Here is a 16,938-nt window from a genome sequence, read left to right on the forward strand (position 1 = left end):
CGCAGGGTGCACATTACTGCGCGCCTGGCCCGGTCTGCCTTACTGTCACCTCTGCACCCAACGCATAAAACTGCGCGCCGCGTGCATAAAGATCCCCTCATCCACGCCGATAACTACAGCGATCCGCCAACCAATGAGGTGTTTATGTTTAGTCGTATTCGTGTTGTTTCCGGCCTGCTCTGCGTGCTGGCGCTGTTTGCGCTGCTGCAGCTCTTTTCCGGTGGGATGTTCTTCTCAACGGTAAAAGCCGATAAAGATAATTTTGCCTATAACCAGCGCCTCAGTACCCTGCAGCGCGCCATGGGCACCTCCTGGGTATCGCTGGTGCAGGCGCGTAATACGCTGAACCGCGCCGGTATTCGCTATCTACAGGATAGCCAGATGGCGGGATCGGGGGCCACGGTGAAAGAGCTGGTTGCGCTCGCCAATGAGGAGCTGCAAACCGCCGATGCGGGCTTTGCCGATTTTAATGCCAGCCTTTCGGAGCAGGGCAAGAGTGCAGCAAACGTGCTGGCGCTGCAGGCCAACTATAAAGCCTACCGCGATGCGCTGGCTGAGCTGGTGGTTTTTCTCGGCTCAGGCAACTTCAAAGGGTTTGTCGATCAGCCTACGCAGAGTCTGCAGGACAAATTTGAAAAGGATTACAACGCCTGGCTCACTACTAACCTTGGCCTGGCGCAGCAGGGCGTTGACGCCAATGAGAGCGCATATCGTCACGCCATTATGCTGGTACTGTGCACCCTGCTGGTGACGCTGCTGGTGATTATGCTGGTCTGGAGCGGAATGCGCTCGGCGCTAATCCGGCCGCTCAAGCAGAGCATTGAACATATCCGCCACATTGCCCGGGGCGATCTGACCCAGAGCATTGACGTCAGCGTACGTAACGAAGTGGGCGAACTGCTCAGTTCGCTGGCAGAGATGCAGCAGGAGCTGGCGCGCACGGTGCGTACCGTACGCGATGGATCCGACGCTATCTATACCGGCGCGAGTGAAATCGCGATGGGCAATAACGACCTCTCTTCACGTACCGAACAGCAGGCGGCTTCGCTGGAGCAGACGGCTGCCAGCATGGAGCAGCTCACCGCCACGGTGAAGCTGAATGCAGAAAATGCACGTCAGGCATCGCAGCTGGCGCTTAACGCCTCAGAGACCGCGCAGCAGGGCGGCAAAGTGGTCGATGGCGTGGTAAGCACCATGAAAGATATCGCCGGCAGCTCGAAGAAAATTGCGGACATCACCAGCGTGATTGACGGTATCGCATTCCAGACCAATATCCTGGCGCTGAACGCTGCCGTGGAAGCGGCACGCGCCGGTGAACAGGGACGCGGGTTTGCGGTGGTGGCAGGTGAAGTGCGCAGTCTGGCACAGCGCAGTGCTCAGGCGGCCAAAGAGATCAAAGCGCTGATTGAGGACTCTGTCAGCCGCGTCAATACCGGCTCGGTGCTGGTCGAAAGCGCAGGTGAAACCATGAGTGAGATCGTCAGCGCCGTGACGCGTGTGACCGATATCATGGGTGAAATCGCTTCCGCCTCCGATGAGCAGAGCAAAGGTATCGATCAGGTAGGCGTGGCCGTGACGGAAATGGACCGGGTAACGCAGCAAAACGCCGCGCTGGTTGAAGAGTCTGCGACGGCCGCTGCCGCACTGGAAGAGCAGGCCAGCCGCCTGAAACAATCCGTTGCCGTGTTCAATATTGGTAAAGAATTTGTCGCGCAGGCCGTTAACGTATCTACAGCGTTAAAAAAGGTATCGCCGGTTGCGCAAAAAGCGCTGGCACCCGCTACTGGCGCACGCGGCGCTGATGATAACTGGGAAACCTTTTAATGCCGCCGGGCCGCTTTGGGCGGCCCGCTTACCCGGTAAGAACCGGCAGCAGTGTAGCAATCAGAGCACTATCACTTAACAGTTTGTTGCCGGATGGCCCGAGATGAAGAAATCGACGTTCCTCGATCAAAATGAGCCGACCACGCTGCTTGCGCAGATGGTGCAGCGTCTGCCGCTTTCCGATACGCACTTTCGCCGTATCAGCCAGCTGATCTATCAGCGCGCGGGTATTGTCCTGGCCGATCATAAGCGTGAAATGGTCTATAACCGCCTGGTTCGCCGGCTGCGGACGCTGAATATCGACGATTTTGGCCGCTATCTGGCGCTGCTTGAACAGGATCCAAACAGCGCAGAGTGGCAGGCGTTTATCAATGCGCTGACCACTAACCTGACCTCGTTTTTTCGCGAAGCGCATCATTTCCCGATCCTGGCAGAGCACGCCCGGAAACGCAGCGGCAGCTACAGCGTCTGGAGTACCGCCGCGTCAACCGGAGAAGAGCCCTATTCGATTGCGATGACGCTGGCTGAAACGCTGGGCACCGGGCCGGGCAAATTTCAGGTTCACGCCAGCGACATCGACACGCAGGTACTGGAGAAAGCGGTAGCGGGCGTCTATCGCCAGGAGGAGCTGCGCACGCTGTCGCAATCGCAGCTGCAGCGTTTCTTTCTGCGTGGCACCGGCCCGCATGAAGGCATGGTGCGCGTCCGCCCTGAACTGGCAGGTATGGTGCACTACTCGCAGCTTAATCTGCTGGCTAATGAGTGGGCGCTGCCTGGCCCGTTTGACGCAATTTTTTGCCGCAACGTAATGATCTACTTCGATAAAGAGACTCAGGAAAAAATCCTGCGCCGTTTTGTTCCGCTGCTGAAGCCGGGCGGAGTGCTGTTTGCCGGGCATTCAGAAAACTTCAGTCAGATCAGCAAAGAATTCTGGCTGCGCGGGCAGACCGTGTATGGGCTGACTAAGGAAAGACGATGAGCAAAATCACCGTGATGTGCGTGGATGACTCGGCGCTGATGCGCCAGCTGATGACGGAGATCATCAACAGCCATCCCGATATGGAGATGGTCGCGACGGCACCGGATCCGCTGGTGGCGCGGGATTTAATCAAACAGTACAACCCGCAGGTGCTGACGCTGGATGTCGAGATGCCACGCATGGATGGCCTCGACTTTCTGGAAAAACTGATGCGTCTGCGGCCGATGCCGGTGGTGATGGTCTCCTCTCTCACCGGTAAGGGATCGGAAGTCACGCTGCGCGCGCTGGAGCTGGGCGCGGTGGATTTTGTCACGAAACCGCAGCTGGGGATCCGTGAGGGGATGCTGGCTTACAGCCAGATGATCGCCGACAAAATCCGCGGTGCGGCACGGGCGAAGCTGCATACGCGCGCCGTGTCGCCGGCGCCGGTCACGCTGAAAGCGGGTCCGCTGCTCAGCAGTGAAAAGCTGATTGCGATCGGCTCCTCCACCGGCGGTACGGAAGCGATCCGCCATGTACTGCAGCCGCTGCCGGCGACCAGTCCGGCGCTGCTGATCACGCAGCATATGCCGCCGGGATTTACCCGCTCGTTTGCCGAGCGGCTGAACAAGCTCTGCCAGATCACCGTGAAAGAGGCGGAGGATGGCGAACGTATTCTGCCGGGCCACGCCTACATCGCGCCAGGCGCGATGCATATGGAGCTGGGGCGTAGCGGAGCGAACTACATTGTAAAACTCAATGATGGCCCGCCGGTTAACCGGCACAAACCCTCCGTGGATGTGCTGTTTCGCTCGGTGGCCGTCAATGCAGGACGAAATGCAGTGGGTGTCATTCTGACCGGGATGGGAAATGATGGCGCGGCCGGGATGCTGGAAATGCATCGCGCAGGTGCCTGGACCATCGCGCAGGATGAAGCCAGCTGTGTGGTATTTGGCATGCCGCGCGAAGCAATAGCGATGGGCGGCGCCAGCGAAGTGGTCGATCTGGGCCACATTAGCCAGCATATGCTGGCAAAAATTAGCGCCGGACAGGCATTGCGAATTTAACGAGCCCGTCCTGCCGGACGAGACAACACAGGAGTAGATATGGCTGATAAAAATATGCGCTTTTTGGTAGTGGACGACTTTAACACCATGCGTCGTATCGTCCGCAACCTGCTGAAAGAGCTGGGTTTCAATAACGTTGAAGAGGCCGAAGATGGCGTTGATGCGCTGAATAAACTGCGCGCAGGCGGCTTCGACTTCGTGGTCTCTGACTGGAACATGCCAAACATGGATGGCCTGCAGCTGCTGCAGACCATTCGCGCCGACGCCACGCTAAGCAAGCTGCCGGTGCTGATGGTGACGGCAGAAGCGAAGAAAGAGAATATTATTGCTGCCGCTCAGGCTGGCGCCAGCGGCTACGTGGTGAAACCTTTCACCGCCGCCACGCTGGAAGAGAAGCTGGGTAAAATTTTCGAAAAACTGGGCATGTAAGGAGATGTGATGAGCGACCTTCCGAAATCAACTGAAGAAGCCTCGGCACACGACATCATTGCCCGAATCGGCTCGCTGACGCGTATGCTGCGCGACAGCCTGCGTGAACTCGGGCTGGATCAGGCGATTGCCGAAGCCGCAGAAGCGATCCCGGATGCCCGCGATCGTCTGGATTATGTAGTACAGATGACGGCGCAGGCAGCAGAACGCGCGCTGAATAGCGTGGAAGCGTCACAGCCGCATCAGGATAAGATGGAAGCGGGCGCCACGCAGTTAAAAGGGCGCTGGGATGCGTGGTTTGAAAACCCGATTGAGCTTGCTGATGCGCGCGAGTTGGTTTCGGATACGCGTGAGTTTCTCGCTGAGGTACCGCAGCACACGTCATTCACCAACAAGCAGCTGCTGGATATCATGATGGCGCAGGATTTTCAGGACCTGACGGGTCAGGTGATCAAGCGCATGATGGATGTCATCCAGGAAATTGAACGGCAGCTGCTGATGGTGCTGCTGGAAAACATGCCGGAGGCAAACGCGGCGGCGCGCAAAGAGGCCACCAGCCTGCTGAACGGTCCGCAGATCCACGCCAATGCCCCTGGCGTGGTCTCCAGTCAGGATCAGGTTGATGACCTGCTGGACAGCTTAGGTTTTTAACCGCAGCGCAGAGACAGGCAGCCGGTCTGTCTCTGCACTGCTCTGCCCTACGCCCGCACCGCTTTTCGTAAATCCTCCTAAATTGCCTGCAGAATCAGCAGAGTGTGATAAGGTTAGATCTGCAGTTTTGTGATCGCCGTCTACTTTATTACCGAAACGATAGCTGATTTTATGTTGCCACTGCTTATCCGCACACTTCTGCCACTCTGCCTGACTGGCGTAGCGCTGCCTGCGCTGGCGCTGACGACCGCTACCCGCGTGGATGATGCCCCCTTTACCGATCCCGCTCACTTCCGGCAAATGGCCGATAACCTGCCGGCGCTGGGCTATCACGCCGATACTGACCTCTTCAGTAAAAAACTGGCGACCATTGCAAAGAGCATTGGCGAAGCGAGCCAGAACGGTGACAGTGAGACGTCGCTCGGACAGCAGGCCGGGATCTGGGCGTTTAATCACTTTCGCGATGAGGTGGCCACCCGGGTAGCGGATGAAGGTCAGCTGCTGCTGTCGCCCTACGGGCAGGCGCAGATCGATCTGAATGTCGACATGGAAGGCAACTTCAGCGGCAGCGGGGCGTCGCTGCTGACGCCATGGGCCGATCGCTATAACTATCTGACCTTTAGCGAACTGGGCGTGCATCAGACGGATGACGGGCTGATTGGTAATGCCGGTCTGGGTCAGCGCTGGGTGGCGGGCAACTGGCTGCTCGGTTATAACGGATTTGTCGATCGTATGTTTGACAGCGGACTGCAGCGGGCATCAGTGGGTACGGAAGCCTGGTCTGACTTTTTACGCTTTTCAGCCAATTACTACACGCCGCTCTCAGGCTGGCGCAACCGCAATCCGTTTCAGCAGCAGCGGCTGGCGCGCGGCTATGACGTGACCACGCGCGGCTATCTGCCGTTTTATCGTCAGCTGGGCGTCTCCGTCAGCTGGCAGCAGTACCTGGGCAACAACGTGGATCTGTTTAACTCCGGCAACACGTATCACAACCCCTCTGCGCTGACGCTGGGCCTCTCCTATACGCCAGTGCCGCTGGTCACCGTTTCCGCCAGCCACAAAACCAGCAGCGAAGGGGAGAGTCAGGATCAGCTCGGGCTGCATCTTAACTACCGCTTCGGCGTGGCGCTCAGTCAGCAGCTCAGCCCGGATAACGTTGCAGCCACCCGTTCGCTGCGCGGCAGCCGCTATGATACGGTGACGCGCAGCTCGACGCCGGTTCTGGCTTTTCGCCAGCGAAAAACCTTCTCTGTTTTTCTCGCCACGCCGCCGTGGCAGCTGAATCCTGGTGAGAGTCTGCCGCTGAAAGTGCAGATCCGCAGCGCGAATCCGGTACGTAAAGTAAGCTGGCAGGGCGACACGCAGGCGCTGAGTCTGACGCCGGGGACCCGGCCTGACGATCCGCAGGGCTGGAGCATTATTATGCCCGCCTGGGACAATTCGCCAGGCGCAACAAATCACTATCGTCTGTCGGTGACGGTTGAAGACAGCAAACAGCAGCGGGTGACGTCAAACTGGATCGATCTTCAGCTGCAGCCGCCGGTAGCACTGGAGCCACAAAACCAGGACAGCTTCGATATCATGGCGCCCTGATCGTACCCGGGCGCGAAAGCGCGTTTTCGCACCACGATAGCGCGTGCTGCGCTGCCAGCGCGCGCCACCTGCCCTGTTATGGCGAAATATTTGCTGTGCGATCACAAAAGCAACATTTCCTTCCATAAATGCATAAATCCGCTAAATAATTTGCTGCCTTAGCGGCGGCGCAACCAAAATATTCACTTTTTATGCAAAATAAGTGAATAGCAACCTGACGTAACCCATTGAAATTTCGTTGCTGACTCCCTTTTATGCATTATGCCCTCTGGCTGGCACGCTTGCTGCACCTTATAGTCGGGCTGCTGATTACGCACTCTTAACAATTTTAAAACAATAGCTTCACCCGGGGTGAGGCAGGAGATCCGGCTATGTCACTGCAGGTTACACGTCACGATTTTGATCAATGGATGATGCCGGTCTATGCACCAGCAACCTTTATACCGGTACGGGCTGAAGGATCGCGGTTGTGGGATCAACAGGGCAAAGAGTATATCGATTTTGCTGGCGGGATCGCAGTGAATGCGCTGGGTCATGCTCACCCGGCGCTGCAGCAGGCGCTGACAGAGCAGGCGGCAAAGCTGTGGCATACCGGCAATGGCTATACCAACGAGCCGGTATTGCGGCTGGCAAAGCAGCTGATTGATGCCACCTTTGCCGATCGCGTTTTCTTCTGCAACTCCGGCGCTGAGGCGAATGAAGCTGCGCTTAAGCTGGCGCGCAAAGTGGCGCACGACCGTTTCGGCGATCAAAAAAGCGGCATTGTGGCATTCACCAACGCTTTTCATGGCCGCACCCTGTTTACGGTGTCGGCTGGCGGCCAGCCCGCCTATTCGCGCGACTTTGCACCGCTGCCGCCGGCCATTCAGCACGCGCAGTTTAATAACCTGGAATCGGCCGCCGCGCTGATTAACGACAGCACCTGCGCCGTGATTGTTGAGCCGATTCAGGGCGAGGGCGGCGTCTTGCCTGCCGATGCAGCCTTCCTGCGCGGCCTGCGGGAGCTGTGCGATCGCCATCAGGCGCTGCTGATTTTTGATGAGGTGCAGAGCGGTGTGGGACGCACCGGATCGCTTTACGCCTATATGCACTATGGCGTTACGCCGGATGTACTGAGTACCGCAAAAGCGCTGGGCGGCGGCTTCCCGATTGGTGCCATGCTGACGCGTGAGGATCTGGCGCAGGTGATGGGGGTGGGCACACATGGTACGACCTATGGCGGTAACCCGCTGGCAGGCGCGGTAGCGGGTAAAGTGCTGGAGCTGGTCAACCAGCCCGCTTTCCTCGCTGGCGTGACCGAGCGGCATCAGTGGTTTGTTGATCAGCTTCAGGCGATTAACCAGCGACTGCCGGTGTTTAAAACCATCCGCGGCCTCGGGCTGCTGATTGGGGCTGTGCTCAACGACGATTTCGCCGGAAAAGCCAAACAGTTCAACCTGACGGCCGCCGAAGAGGGCGTGATGGTCCTGATTGCCGGTGCCAGCGTCGTGCGCTTTGCGCCCGCGCTAAACATCAGCCAGGAGGAGGTGCAGCAGGGGCTGGCACGCTTTGAGCGCGCCTGTGAACGTATTCTCAGAGGAGCCACATCATGATGGTGATCCGCCCGGTTGAACATGATGACCTGGCGCAGCTGCTCCTGCTGGCGGGCAAAACCGGCGGCGGGCTTACCTCGCTGCCGGAAGACAGCGCCACGCTGCAGGCGCGTATTGAGCGTTCACTGCTGACCTGGCAGGGGGCGCTGCCGCGCGCTGAACAGGGTTACGTCTTTGTGCTGGCCGACAGTGACGATAACCGGGCCGTGGGGATCTGCGCGATTGAAGTGGCGGTCGGGTTGCAGGAGCCGTGGTACAACTTCCGGGTTGGCACGCAGGTACACGCCTCCAGAGAGCTGAACGTGTATGCCAGTCTGCCGGTGCTGTCGCTCAGCAACGATCACACCGGCAGCAGCGAGCTCTGTACGCTGTTTCTCGATCCCGACTACCGCGACGGCAGAAACGGCTATTTACTCTCTAAATCACGCTTTCTTTTTATGGCGAACTTCCGCGATCGCTTTATGCGCAATGTAGTGGCAGAGATGCGCGGCGTCAGCGATGACAGCGGCCATTCTCCTTTCTGGGAGAGCGTGGGCAGCCATTTCTTCTCTATGCCCTTTCGCCAGGCTGATTTTCTTAGCGGTACCGGTCAGAAAGCGTTTATCGCAGAGCTGATGCCAAAACATCCGCTCTATATTCACTATCTCAGTGAGGCGGCGCAGCGCGTCATTGGTGAAGTACACCCGAAAACGGCGCCGGCGCGCGCGGTGCTGGAAGCGGAAGGTTTTCGCTATCAGAACTATGTCGACATCTTTGATGGTGGCCCGACGCTGGAGTGTGAAATTGATCGTATCCGGGCCATTCGCAAAAGTACGCTGCTGCCGGCAGGCGCCGGTGATGCGCAGGCGCACTGGCCGCTCTGCCTGGTCGCTAACAGCAACTATCAGCAGTTTCGCGCCACGCTGCTGCCGGTCGATATCGCCGCCGGTCACGTCTGTCTCAGTGAGAGCCAGCGTCAGGCGCTGTGCTGTGAATATGGTGATGCGCTACGGGTTGTAACACTCTGCCGTGAGGAGAAACAGGCATGACGCACTTTATTAATAATCAGTGGCTGCGCGGCGATGGTGACGCCTTCACGAAAGCCGATCCGGTCTCCGGTGAACAGCTGTGGCAGGGCAATGCCGCCTCTGCGGCTCAGGTCAGCGCCGCCTGTGCGGCCGCCCGCGCCGCGTTCCCGCACTGGGCGCGCCTGCCGTTTACGGCACGTCAGGCAGGGATTGAAACCTTTGCCGCGCTGCTGGAGCAGCATAAGGTGGAGCTGGCGGAGATCATCTCTCAGGAAACCGGTAAGCCGCGCTGGGAGACGCTGACGGAAGTGCAGGCGATGATCAATAAAATTGCCATTTCAGTAAAAGCGTATCACGCCCGTACCGGCGAACAGCAAACGGGTGAAAGCGCACTGCGCCACCGTCCGCACGGCGTACTGGCGGTGTTTGGTCCCTATAATTTTCCGGGACATCTGCCAAATGGCCACATTGTGCCCGCGCTACTGGCAGGAAACTGCGTGGTGTTTAAGCCGAGCGAGCTGACGCCGCTGACTGCGGAACGCACCGTGCAGCTCTGGCAGCAGGCAGCGCTCCCGGCGGGGGTGATCAATATGGTGCAGGGCGGACGGGAAAGCGGCCAGGCGCTGGCACAGGCAGAGCAGATTGACGGCGTCCTGTTTACCGGCAGCGCGGCTACCGGATATCACCTGCACCGGCAGTTTGCCGGCCAGCCGGAGAAGATGCTTGCGCTGGAGATGGGTGGCAATAATGCGCTGATTGTGGAGGATCCGGTGGATATCGATGGCGCCGTACATATCGCCATTCAGTCAGCGTTTATTTCTGCCGGGCAGCGCTGCACCTGCGCGCGTCGCCTGCTGGTAAAACGTGGCGCGGCGGGCGACGTGTTTCTGCAGCGGCTGGTGGCCGTCAGCGCCCGGCTGCAGCCCGCGGCGTGGAATGCGGAGCCACAGCCATTTATGGGCAGCGTCATTTCGCCTGCTGCCGCCGGACAGATCTATCAGGCGTGGCAGCAGCGCGTGGCGCTGGGCGGGGAAGTGCTGCTGAATATGCAGTGGCCGGATCGCCAGCGCGCACTGATTACGCCAGGCATTATTGATATGACCCACGTCAGTGCGCTGCCGGATGAAGAGGTGTTCGGACCGCTGCTGCAAATCATCCGTTATGACGACTACAGTGAGGCGATTACGCTGGCTAACGCCACGCGCTATGGCCTCTCATGCGGTCTGATCTCACCGCAGCGGGCGCAGTTTGATCAGCTGCTGCTGGAGGCGCGCGCCGGTATTGTCAACTGGAACAAGCCGCTTACCGGTGCGGCCAGCACCGCGCCGTTTGGCGGCATTGGCGCCTCCGGCAACCACCGCGCCAGCGCCTGGTACGCAGCGGATTACTGCGCCTGGCCGATGGCAACCCTGGAGAGCAGCAGCCTGGCCCTGCCCGATACGCTCTCGCCGGGTCTTGATTTCTCTGCTCAGGGAGCGCGCCATGAACGCAGCTGAAGTCAATTTTGATGGCCTGGTCGGCCTGACGCACCACTACGCAGGCCTCTCATTTGGTAATGAGGCGTCAACCCGCAATCAGCTGCAGCCCTCTAATCCCAGGCTGGCGGTGCTGCAGGGACTGCGCAAAATGAAAGCGCTGGCCGATCTCGGCTATCTGCAGGGCGTGATCCCGCCGCACGAGCGGCCTAATCTGCCGCTGCTGCGCCAGCTCGGTTTTCACGGCAGTGACGCGCAGGTGCTGGCGCGCGCTGCGCAGCAGGCGCCGCAGCTGCTCTCAGCCGCCAGTTCAGCCTCGGCGATGTGGGTTGCTAACGCGGCCACCGTTTCGCCATCGGCGGACAGCGGTGACGGACGCGTTCATTTTACCGTTGCCAATCTGAATAATAAGTTTCACCGGTCCATTGAAGCCCCGGAAACGGCTGACCTGCTGCGGGCGATCTTCCGCGATCCGCAGCGCTTCTGCGTGCATGACGCGCTGCCTCAGGTGGCGCTGTTTGGTGATGAAGGAGCCGCGAATCACAACCGCTTCGGGGCGCACTACGGCGACGCCGGCCTGCAGCTGTTCGTCTATGGGCGCGAAGGACAGCACGCCGGCATCACGCCGGAACGCTATCCGGCGCGCCAGACGCTGGAAGCGAGCAGGGCGGTCGCGCGTCTGCATCAGCTTGATGAGGCGCGCACGCTCTTCGTACAGCAGAATCCGGCGGTGATCGATCAGGGCGTTTTCCATAACGACGTGATTGCCGTCAGTAATCAGCAGGTGCTGTTCTGTCACGAAGAGGCTTTCGTCAATCAGCCTGCGTTGCTGGAGCAGCTGGCAGAGCGGGTGCCGGGGTTTACCGCCATCGTGGTGCCGCGCGCGCGCGTATCCGTCAGCGATGCGGTGGCGACCTATCTCTTCAACAGTCAGCTGCTGCAGCACCCCGATGGCGGTATGCGGCTGATACTGCCCGAAGAGGCACGACAGCATCCGGGCGTCTGGGCTTATCTGACGGAGCTGGCAGAGAGCGGCGGACCGATCCGCGAACTCACGGTGTTCGATCTGCGCGAAAGCATGTGCAACGGCGGCGGGCCAGCCTGTCTGCGCCTGCGGGTTGTATTGACGGCAGAGGAGCAGCGGGCGGTCAACCCGGCGGTAATGATGAACGAGCAGCTGTTTACGCAGCTCAGCCAGTGGGCAGAGCGTTACTATCGCGACTATCTCACGCAGGCAGATTTGGCCGATCCGGCGCTGCTGCAGGAGGGGCGCGACGCGCTGGATGCGCTGACGCAGCTGCTGAAGCTGGGCAGCGTCTACGCCTTTCAGCGCTGAGGCTGAGGCAGGATTAAGGAGAAAACATGCGCAGTTTTTTGCAGCAGACGCTGGCGGGCACGCCGCCTGCCGTCACGCAGGGCGAGACCGCTTATCTGCGCTGGCAGTGGCAGGCGGAAGGGATCCTCTCGCTGACGCCGCTGACGCACTGCGACCGGGCGCTGGTGCTGTCCGCCGGGATCCACGGCAATGAAACCGCGCCGGTGGAGATAGTGGAGCAGCTGCTGGCGCCGCTGCTTAGCGGAGAAAAACCGCTGGCAGTGCGGCTGCTGGTGATACTGGGTAATCCGGCGGCGCTGCGCAGCGGCCGTCGCTATCAGCAGTACGATCTTAACCGGCTGTTTGGTGGCCGCTGGCAGCGGGTCAGTGAAACCAGTGAAGCACAGCGCGCCCTGCAGCTTGAACAGGTGATGGAGTGCTTCTGGCGCAGCTGCCACAGGCAGACGTCGCGCTGGCATCTTGATCTGCATACCGCTATTCGCGGCTCTTATTATCCGCGCTTTGCCGTTATGCCCGCGAATGTGCGGCCATGGCCGGATACGTTTATGCAGTGGCTGGCCGCAGCTGAGCTGGAGGCGCTGGTTTTTCATCGTGCGCCGGGCGGCACCTTTACCCACTACAGCTGCGAGCATCATCACGCGGCGAGTTCGACGCTGGAACTGGGTAAGGCGCTGCCGTTTGGTGAAAACGACCTCACGCAGTTCAGGGCGGTGCAGCGGGCGCTTGCTGCGCTGCTGGAGGGAGAAACGTGGCCGCAGCCGCATACGCAGCCGCGGCGTTATCACGTTTCACAACAAATCACCCGTCAGGGGGAGGGGTTTACGCTGCATATGAGCGCGGACACGCTGAATTTCACCGCGTTTCCTCAGGGCACGCTGCTGGCAGAAGAGGGCGACACGCGCTATTACGTACAGCAGGCGCAGGAGTATGTGCTGTTTCCTAATCCGCAGGTGGCACCGGGATTACGCGCCGGGCTGATGCTGACGGAAGAGAACGCACAGAGGCCGGCGCAATAAACGGCTGCAGCATGGCTGATGCCTGATGGCGTCAGCCCGCTGACAGCGATCGCTTAACATTTTGCTTTCCCGGCGCGGGCAAACTCATTACACTCCTCCTTAATTCCTGCCATTTTCCCGCTATTGTCATACTTCCTTGCATTTTCTCACGTAATTCTTCGCAATCTCTCCACGATCGCACGATATTTATCTTCTATGCTTTCAGGGCTTTACTCAGGTTCTGAGTAGTTGACGTTCAGCGTCGTATGCTTGTTTCCGAAGACGCGACACAGGCTGTCGTCATATAACTGACAAGAAAGGACAATATTATGCGTAAACTGACTTCTGTTTTTCTGGCTACCGCAATGGCACTGGGTGCCGCCAATATCGTCCACGCTGCGGCCGATAACCTGACGCCACCGCCGGCTGGCACTGAAAAGCCGATGCATAAGCCGATGCGTCATCACGGTATGGAGATGTTTAAAGGCATCACTCTGACCGATGCGCAGAAAACACAGATCCGCACCATCATGCAGGATGGCCATAAAGAGATGCAGCGTCCGTCGCCGGAAGCGCGCCGCGCGAACCATGCCATTATTGCCGCCGACAGCTTCGATCGCAGCAAAGCGGAAGCACAGGCTGAGAAGATGACCGCAAACGCCAAAGAGAATGCGGTACGCATGATGGAAACCCAGAACAAGATCTACAACGTACTGACGCCGGAACAGAAAAAGCAGTACAACGCTAATTTCGAAACGCGCCTGACGGAAAAAGCGCCACACGATGGTAAAATGCCACCACCGCCTGCTGACGGCGAGTAAGCACACCGTAACCGATCCGGATTAAGACCGCCGGCGCTGTTCAGGACAGAGTCCCGCCCTGAACAGCGTCGGCGGTTTTTTTTATAGCTCTATCAGCGGGAACTCGCCGGAAAGTAGCGGACGGCAGAGAATTTTATAGCCGTCGTGATCAAACCCCTGGCGCGCGCGCTGCAGCTGGCGCGCTTCCGCTTCAGTGGCGACGGAACCCAGCCAGAACCAGTGATCGATCACATGGATTTGTGTCATCTCAGCGCCGCGCTCCACCATGCCAACCGGGCCTTCCCACGGCCAGCACACTACGCGAAAGCGTTCCAGCCCCTCGCGGAGCCGCTGCTGGTGCGCTTCGACACTCTCTTTTCCGCAGCAGGCGCCGGCACAGCGCTTCAGCGCTGCGCGAAAGCAGCCGCGCCCCGGCCGCAGGCTCTCCAGCCCAAGCAGGCCGTGACAGAGCTGCAGCTCATCGGCCATGCTTTTGAGCTTCTCCAGCGCGGCAAAACGGCTGCGAAACAGCCCGTAGAGATCGGGTGAACGAGAGAAATCGACATCTTTTGCATAGACGACTTCCGGCGCGCCTTCTCCCAGCTGCAGTGAGCAGAGCTGACGATTTTTACGCAGGCGCTTATTAAATAACGGCTGCTGCGTTTTGATCATCTGCGCTTCCAGCAGCTGCGCGCCAATATCGCCGGCGGTGGGGATCCAGCTTACGCGCCGCGCCTGACGCAGCATGCTCGCTTCATCCGTGGTGCGAAAATGTGCCATCACCCGGCTGCGCAAATTAATGCTTTTGCCGATATAAAGAGGCAGATTTTCACTCTCGCCGTGAAAGGTATAGACGCCGGGCACTTTAGGCAGCCCTTCAAGCCACTGGCGCAGGTGTTCGGGATATTGATAGATTGCCGCCGCGTCAAAGTCGAGGCGATGGCTGATTGCTCGTCTGACCAAAGAATGCTCCGCTTACTGGTTTTGTATACAGTGTATCAGCGTGCTGCTTTTATCGCCAGTGGCAAGCGAGGCGCGACTCTCCCTCTGCAGAGAGAGAGTCGCAGGGAGGGGCTACTTTTTCCAGTAATCGTCAAACACCGTTACCGGCATACGGCGTTTATGCTCGGTTTTGGTGTACCAGCCCTCAATGATTTTCGCCGATTCGGCATCGATGGTTTTGCCTTCCAGATAATCATCGATTTGCTGATAGGTTACGCCAAGCGCCACCTCATCCTGCAGGCCGGGACGATCGTCTTCAAGATCGGCCGTGGGATGTTTCATCCAGAGGTGATCCGGGCAGCCCAGCGCCTTCAGCAGCTGTTTCCCCTGGCCTTTATTGAGGCGAAAAATCGGGTTCACGTCGCTGCCGCCATCGCCATACTTGGTATAAAAACCGGTCACCGCTTCCGCCGCGTGATCGGTGCCCAGCACGATACCTTTGGTCATGCCGGCGATGCTGTACTGTGCCTTCATGCGTTCGCGCGCCTTTTCATTACCGCGGACAAAATCTGACAGCGCAATACCCGCTTCCTGCAGTGCGCGCTCGCTCGCCAGCACCGCCTCTTTGATATTGACCACCAGGGTACGATCGGGCTGAATAAACGCCAGCGCATCCTGACAATCCTGCTCGTCGGCCTGTTTACCGTACGGCAGACGCACGGCAATAAAGGTGTACTCTTTATCGCCGGTCTCATGACGCAGCTCGCTGACCGCCGTCTGCGCCAGCTTACCGGTCAGCGTTGAGTCCTGCCCGCCGCTGATGCCCAGCACCAGCGTTTTCAGAAAAGGATGCGCTTTCAGGTACGCTTTCAGGAAATCGACGCTGACGCGGATCTCCTGCTGCGGATCGATAACGGGTTTAACACCAAGGGCCTGAATAATTTCCTGCTGCAGTGACATGAACCTCTCCTCAAGTCAGAAGCCTGACGGCATGATGCGTAACATCAGCTAAAGCTAACGCCTTGGCCGCAAAACAACAAGCCAAACGGCGATCGGCGCAGACGGTTTGCTGCTGAATCAGGCGCTTTCAGGCCGCTGCGCCAGCAGGGTAAACATCAGGATTGCCAGCATAAAGCAGCCGAAAATCGTGGCGCTCATGCTGATAACCGAGGTCCCGCCCACGCCGCTAACCGGCACGCTGATGGCGCCCAGCGTAAACATGGTGACGCCGATAACCGCAGAAGCACTGCCGGCGCGATGTCCCTGACTCTGCATCGCCAGCGACGCGGCGGTAGTGGCTATCACACCATTACTGGCGATAGAGAAAAACAGCGCCACCAGAATAACCGGCAGGGCAGCGTCGCTCAGCGCGGCGGTCAGCAGCGTGGCGGAGGCGATAAATGCCAGCGTCAGCCCGCCCTTAAGCACCCGGTATTCGCCCCAGAGCGGGCAGAGTCGTGCGCTGGTCTGTGAGGCGATAATCAGGCCGCACCCGTTGGCCGCAAAGCAGAGGCTGAACGCCTGAGGTGAGAGGCCGTAGATCTGCTGCAGCACAAACGGCGAGGCGCCGATATACGCAAACATGCCTGACATCATAAAGCCCTGCGTCAGGCAAAAACCCATAAAGGGTCGATGCGTGATGACCTGGCCCAGCGCCGCCCAGGCGGAAAAAAGCGAGCCCTGGCTACGGCGTGCAGGCGGCAGCGTCTCATGCAGCTGCCAGCGCGCCAGCAGAATCAGCAGAATGGCGATCGCCGCCAGCACGATAAAAATGCCGCGCCAGCTCATGATTGTCATCAGCGCGCCGCCCAGTACCGGTGCCCCTACCGGTGCAAGGCCGTTGACCAGCATCAGCAGCGCAAAAAAACGTGTCAGCTCGTGTCCGCTATACATATCCCGGGCGATAGCGCGCGACAGCACGGCACCGCCAGCGCCGGCCAGCCCTTCAAACAGGCGGGCAATCAGTAGCGAATGGATATCTTTTGCCAGCGCGCAGCCGACAGAGGCAATAAACAGCAGCAGCAGCGACAGCAGCAGGGGCCGGATGCGGCCAAACTTATCGCTCATGGGACCAAACAGTAGCTGTCCCGCCCCGAGGCCCAGCAGGCCGGCGGTCAGACTGAGCTGAGCGGTGGAGGTCGGCGTGTGCAGATCGTAGGCCAGTTCAGGCAGCGCGGGGAGATAGAGGTCGATACAGAGCGGTCCGAGCGCCGCCAGGAGTCCGAGCGTGATAGCGTAAACCAGCCGGTTAGGGTGTGCAGATGTCATG

Annotated in this window: 15 protein-coding genes; 12 read left to right on the forward strand and 3 right to left on the reverse strand. The window is 59.2% G+C overall.

The window, feature by feature from the left end; genetic code table 11:
- The first annotated feature begins 144 nt into the window (after positions 1 to 144).
- The 12 genes from AC2CF9_RS01365 (at position 145) to spy (ending at position 13,748) form a co-directional block, all read left to right on the forward strand.
- Positions 145 to 1,824 carry a methyl-accepting chemotaxis protein gene (locus AC2CF9_RS01365; RefSeq protein WP_484556432.1) on the forward strand — a complete coding sequence of 560 codons (1,680 nt, stop codon included), beginning with the start codon at positions 145 to 147 and terminating at the stop codon, positions 1,822 to 1,824.
- 103 nt (positions 1,825 to 1,927) lie between these two features.
- The gene (gene cheR, locus AC2CF9_RS01370; protein ID WP_039384010.1) at positions 1,928 to 2,803 is read left to right on the forward strand and encodes a protein-glutamate O-methyltransferase CheR; all 876 of its coding nucleotides are present in this window, start codon (positions 1,928 to 1,930) and stop codon (positions 2,801 to 2,803) included.
- Positions 2,800 to 3,849, forward strand: coding sequence for a protein-glutamate methylesterase/protein-glutamine glutaminase (locus AC2CF9_RS01375; protein WP_150017401.1), 1,050 nt, complete (start codon positions 2,800 to 2,802; stop codon positions 3,847 to 3,849). Before cheR ends, AC2CF9_RS01375 begins: the two co-directional genes overlap by 4 nt.
- A gap of 39 nt (positions 3,850 to 3,888) precedes the next feature.
- On the forward strand, positions 3,889 to 4,278 hold the full coding sequence (gene cheY, locus AC2CF9_RS01380; RefSeq protein WP_039384013.1) for a chemotaxis response regulator CheY: 390 nt from the start codon (positions 3,889 to 3,891) through the stop codon (positions 4,276 to 4,278).
- Between the two features lie 9 nt (positions 4,279 to 4,287).
- Complete coding sequence (gene cheZ, locus AC2CF9_RS01385) at positions 4,288 to 4,929, forward strand: protein phosphatase CheZ (RefSeq protein ID WP_150017402.1); 642 nt, start codon at positions 4,288 to 4,290, stop codon at positions 4,927 to 4,929.
- A 171-nt stretch (positions 4,930 to 5,100) separates the two neighbouring features.
- Positions 5,101 to 6,522 (forward strand): YchO/YchP family invasin, encoded by a 1,422-nt coding sequence (locus AC2CF9_RS01390; protein WP_150017403.1) that lies wholly within the window; start codon positions 5,101 to 5,103, stop codon positions 6,520 to 6,522.
- A 371-nt stretch (positions 6,523 to 6,893) separates the two neighbouring features.
- Positions 6,894 to 8,114, forward strand: a complete 1,221-nt coding sequence (locus AC2CF9_RS01395; protein ID WP_484556080.1) for a bifunctional succinylornithine transaminase/acetylornithine transaminase — start codon at positions 6,894 to 6,896, stop codon at positions 8,112 to 8,114.
- Positions 8,111 to 9,142 carry an arginine N-succinyltransferase gene (gene astA, locus AC2CF9_RS01400; RefSeq protein WP_150017405.1) on the forward strand — a complete coding sequence of 344 codons (1,032 nt, stop codon included), beginning with the start codon at positions 8,111 to 8,113 and terminating at the stop codon, positions 9,140 to 9,142. The genes AC2CF9_RS01395 and astA overlap by 4 nt, the downstream gene beginning before the upstream one ends.
- Positions 9,139 to 10,617 (forward strand): succinylglutamate-semialdehyde dehydrogenase, encoded by a 1,479-nt coding sequence (gene astD / locus AC2CF9_RS01405; protein ID WP_484556081.1) that lies wholly within the window; start codon positions 9,139 to 9,141, stop codon positions 10,615 to 10,617. Before astA ends, astD begins: the two co-directional genes overlap by 4 nt.
- Complete coding sequence (astB, locus tag AC2CF9_RS01410) at positions 10,604 to 11,932, forward strand: N-succinylarginine dihydrolase (protein WP_484556082.1); 1,329 nt, start codon at positions 10,604 to 10,606, stop codon at positions 11,930 to 11,932. Before astD ends, astB begins: the two co-directional genes overlap by 14 nt.
- Positions 11,933 to 11,958: 26 nt before the next feature.
- Complete coding sequence (gene astE, locus AC2CF9_RS01415) at positions 11,959 to 12,948, forward strand: succinylglutamate desuccinylase (RefSeq protein ID WP_484556083.1); 990 nt, start codon at positions 11,959 to 11,961, stop codon at positions 12,946 to 12,948.
- Between the two features lie 308 nt (positions 12,949 to 13,256).
- Positions 13,257 to 13,748, forward strand: a complete 492-nt coding sequence (gene spy / locus AC2CF9_RS01420) for an ATP-independent periplasmic protein-refolding chaperone Spy (RefSeq protein WP_039384024.1) — start codon at positions 13,257 to 13,259, stop codon at positions 13,746 to 13,748.
- An 81-nt stretch (positions 13,749 to 13,829) separates the two neighbouring features.
- Here the strand turns inward: spy and cho are convergent, their stop codons facing one another.
- The 3 genes from cho to AC2CF9_RS01435 all read right to left on the reverse strand — a co-directional run bounded on the left by cho (position 13,830) and on the right by AC2CF9_RS01435 (position 16,937).
- Positions 13,830 to 14,690 (reverse strand): excinuclease Cho, encoded by an 861-nt coding sequence (cho, locus tag AC2CF9_RS01425; protein WP_150017410.1) that lies wholly within the window; start codon positions 14,688 to 14,690, stop codon positions 13,830 to 13,832.
- A 111-nt stretch (positions 14,691 to 14,801) separates the two neighbouring features.
- Positions 14,802 to 15,629 carry an ammonia-dependent NAD(+) synthetase gene (gene nadE, locus AC2CF9_RS01430; RefSeq protein ID WP_150017411.1) on the reverse strand — a complete coding sequence of 276 codons (828 nt, stop codon included), beginning with the start codon at positions 15,627 to 15,629 and terminating at the stop codon, positions 14,802 to 14,804.
- Between the two features lie 117 nt (positions 15,630 to 15,746).
- The gene (locus AC2CF9_RS01435) at positions 15,747 to 16,937 is read right to left on the reverse strand and encodes a multidrug effflux MFS transporter (protein WP_484556084.1); all 1,191 of its coding nucleotides are present in this window, start codon (positions 16,935 to 16,937) and stop codon (positions 15,747 to 15,749) included.
- Position 16,938 lies beyond the last annotated feature (1 nt).

Source organism: Pantoea sp. SYBGC1 (assembly GCF_057197005.1).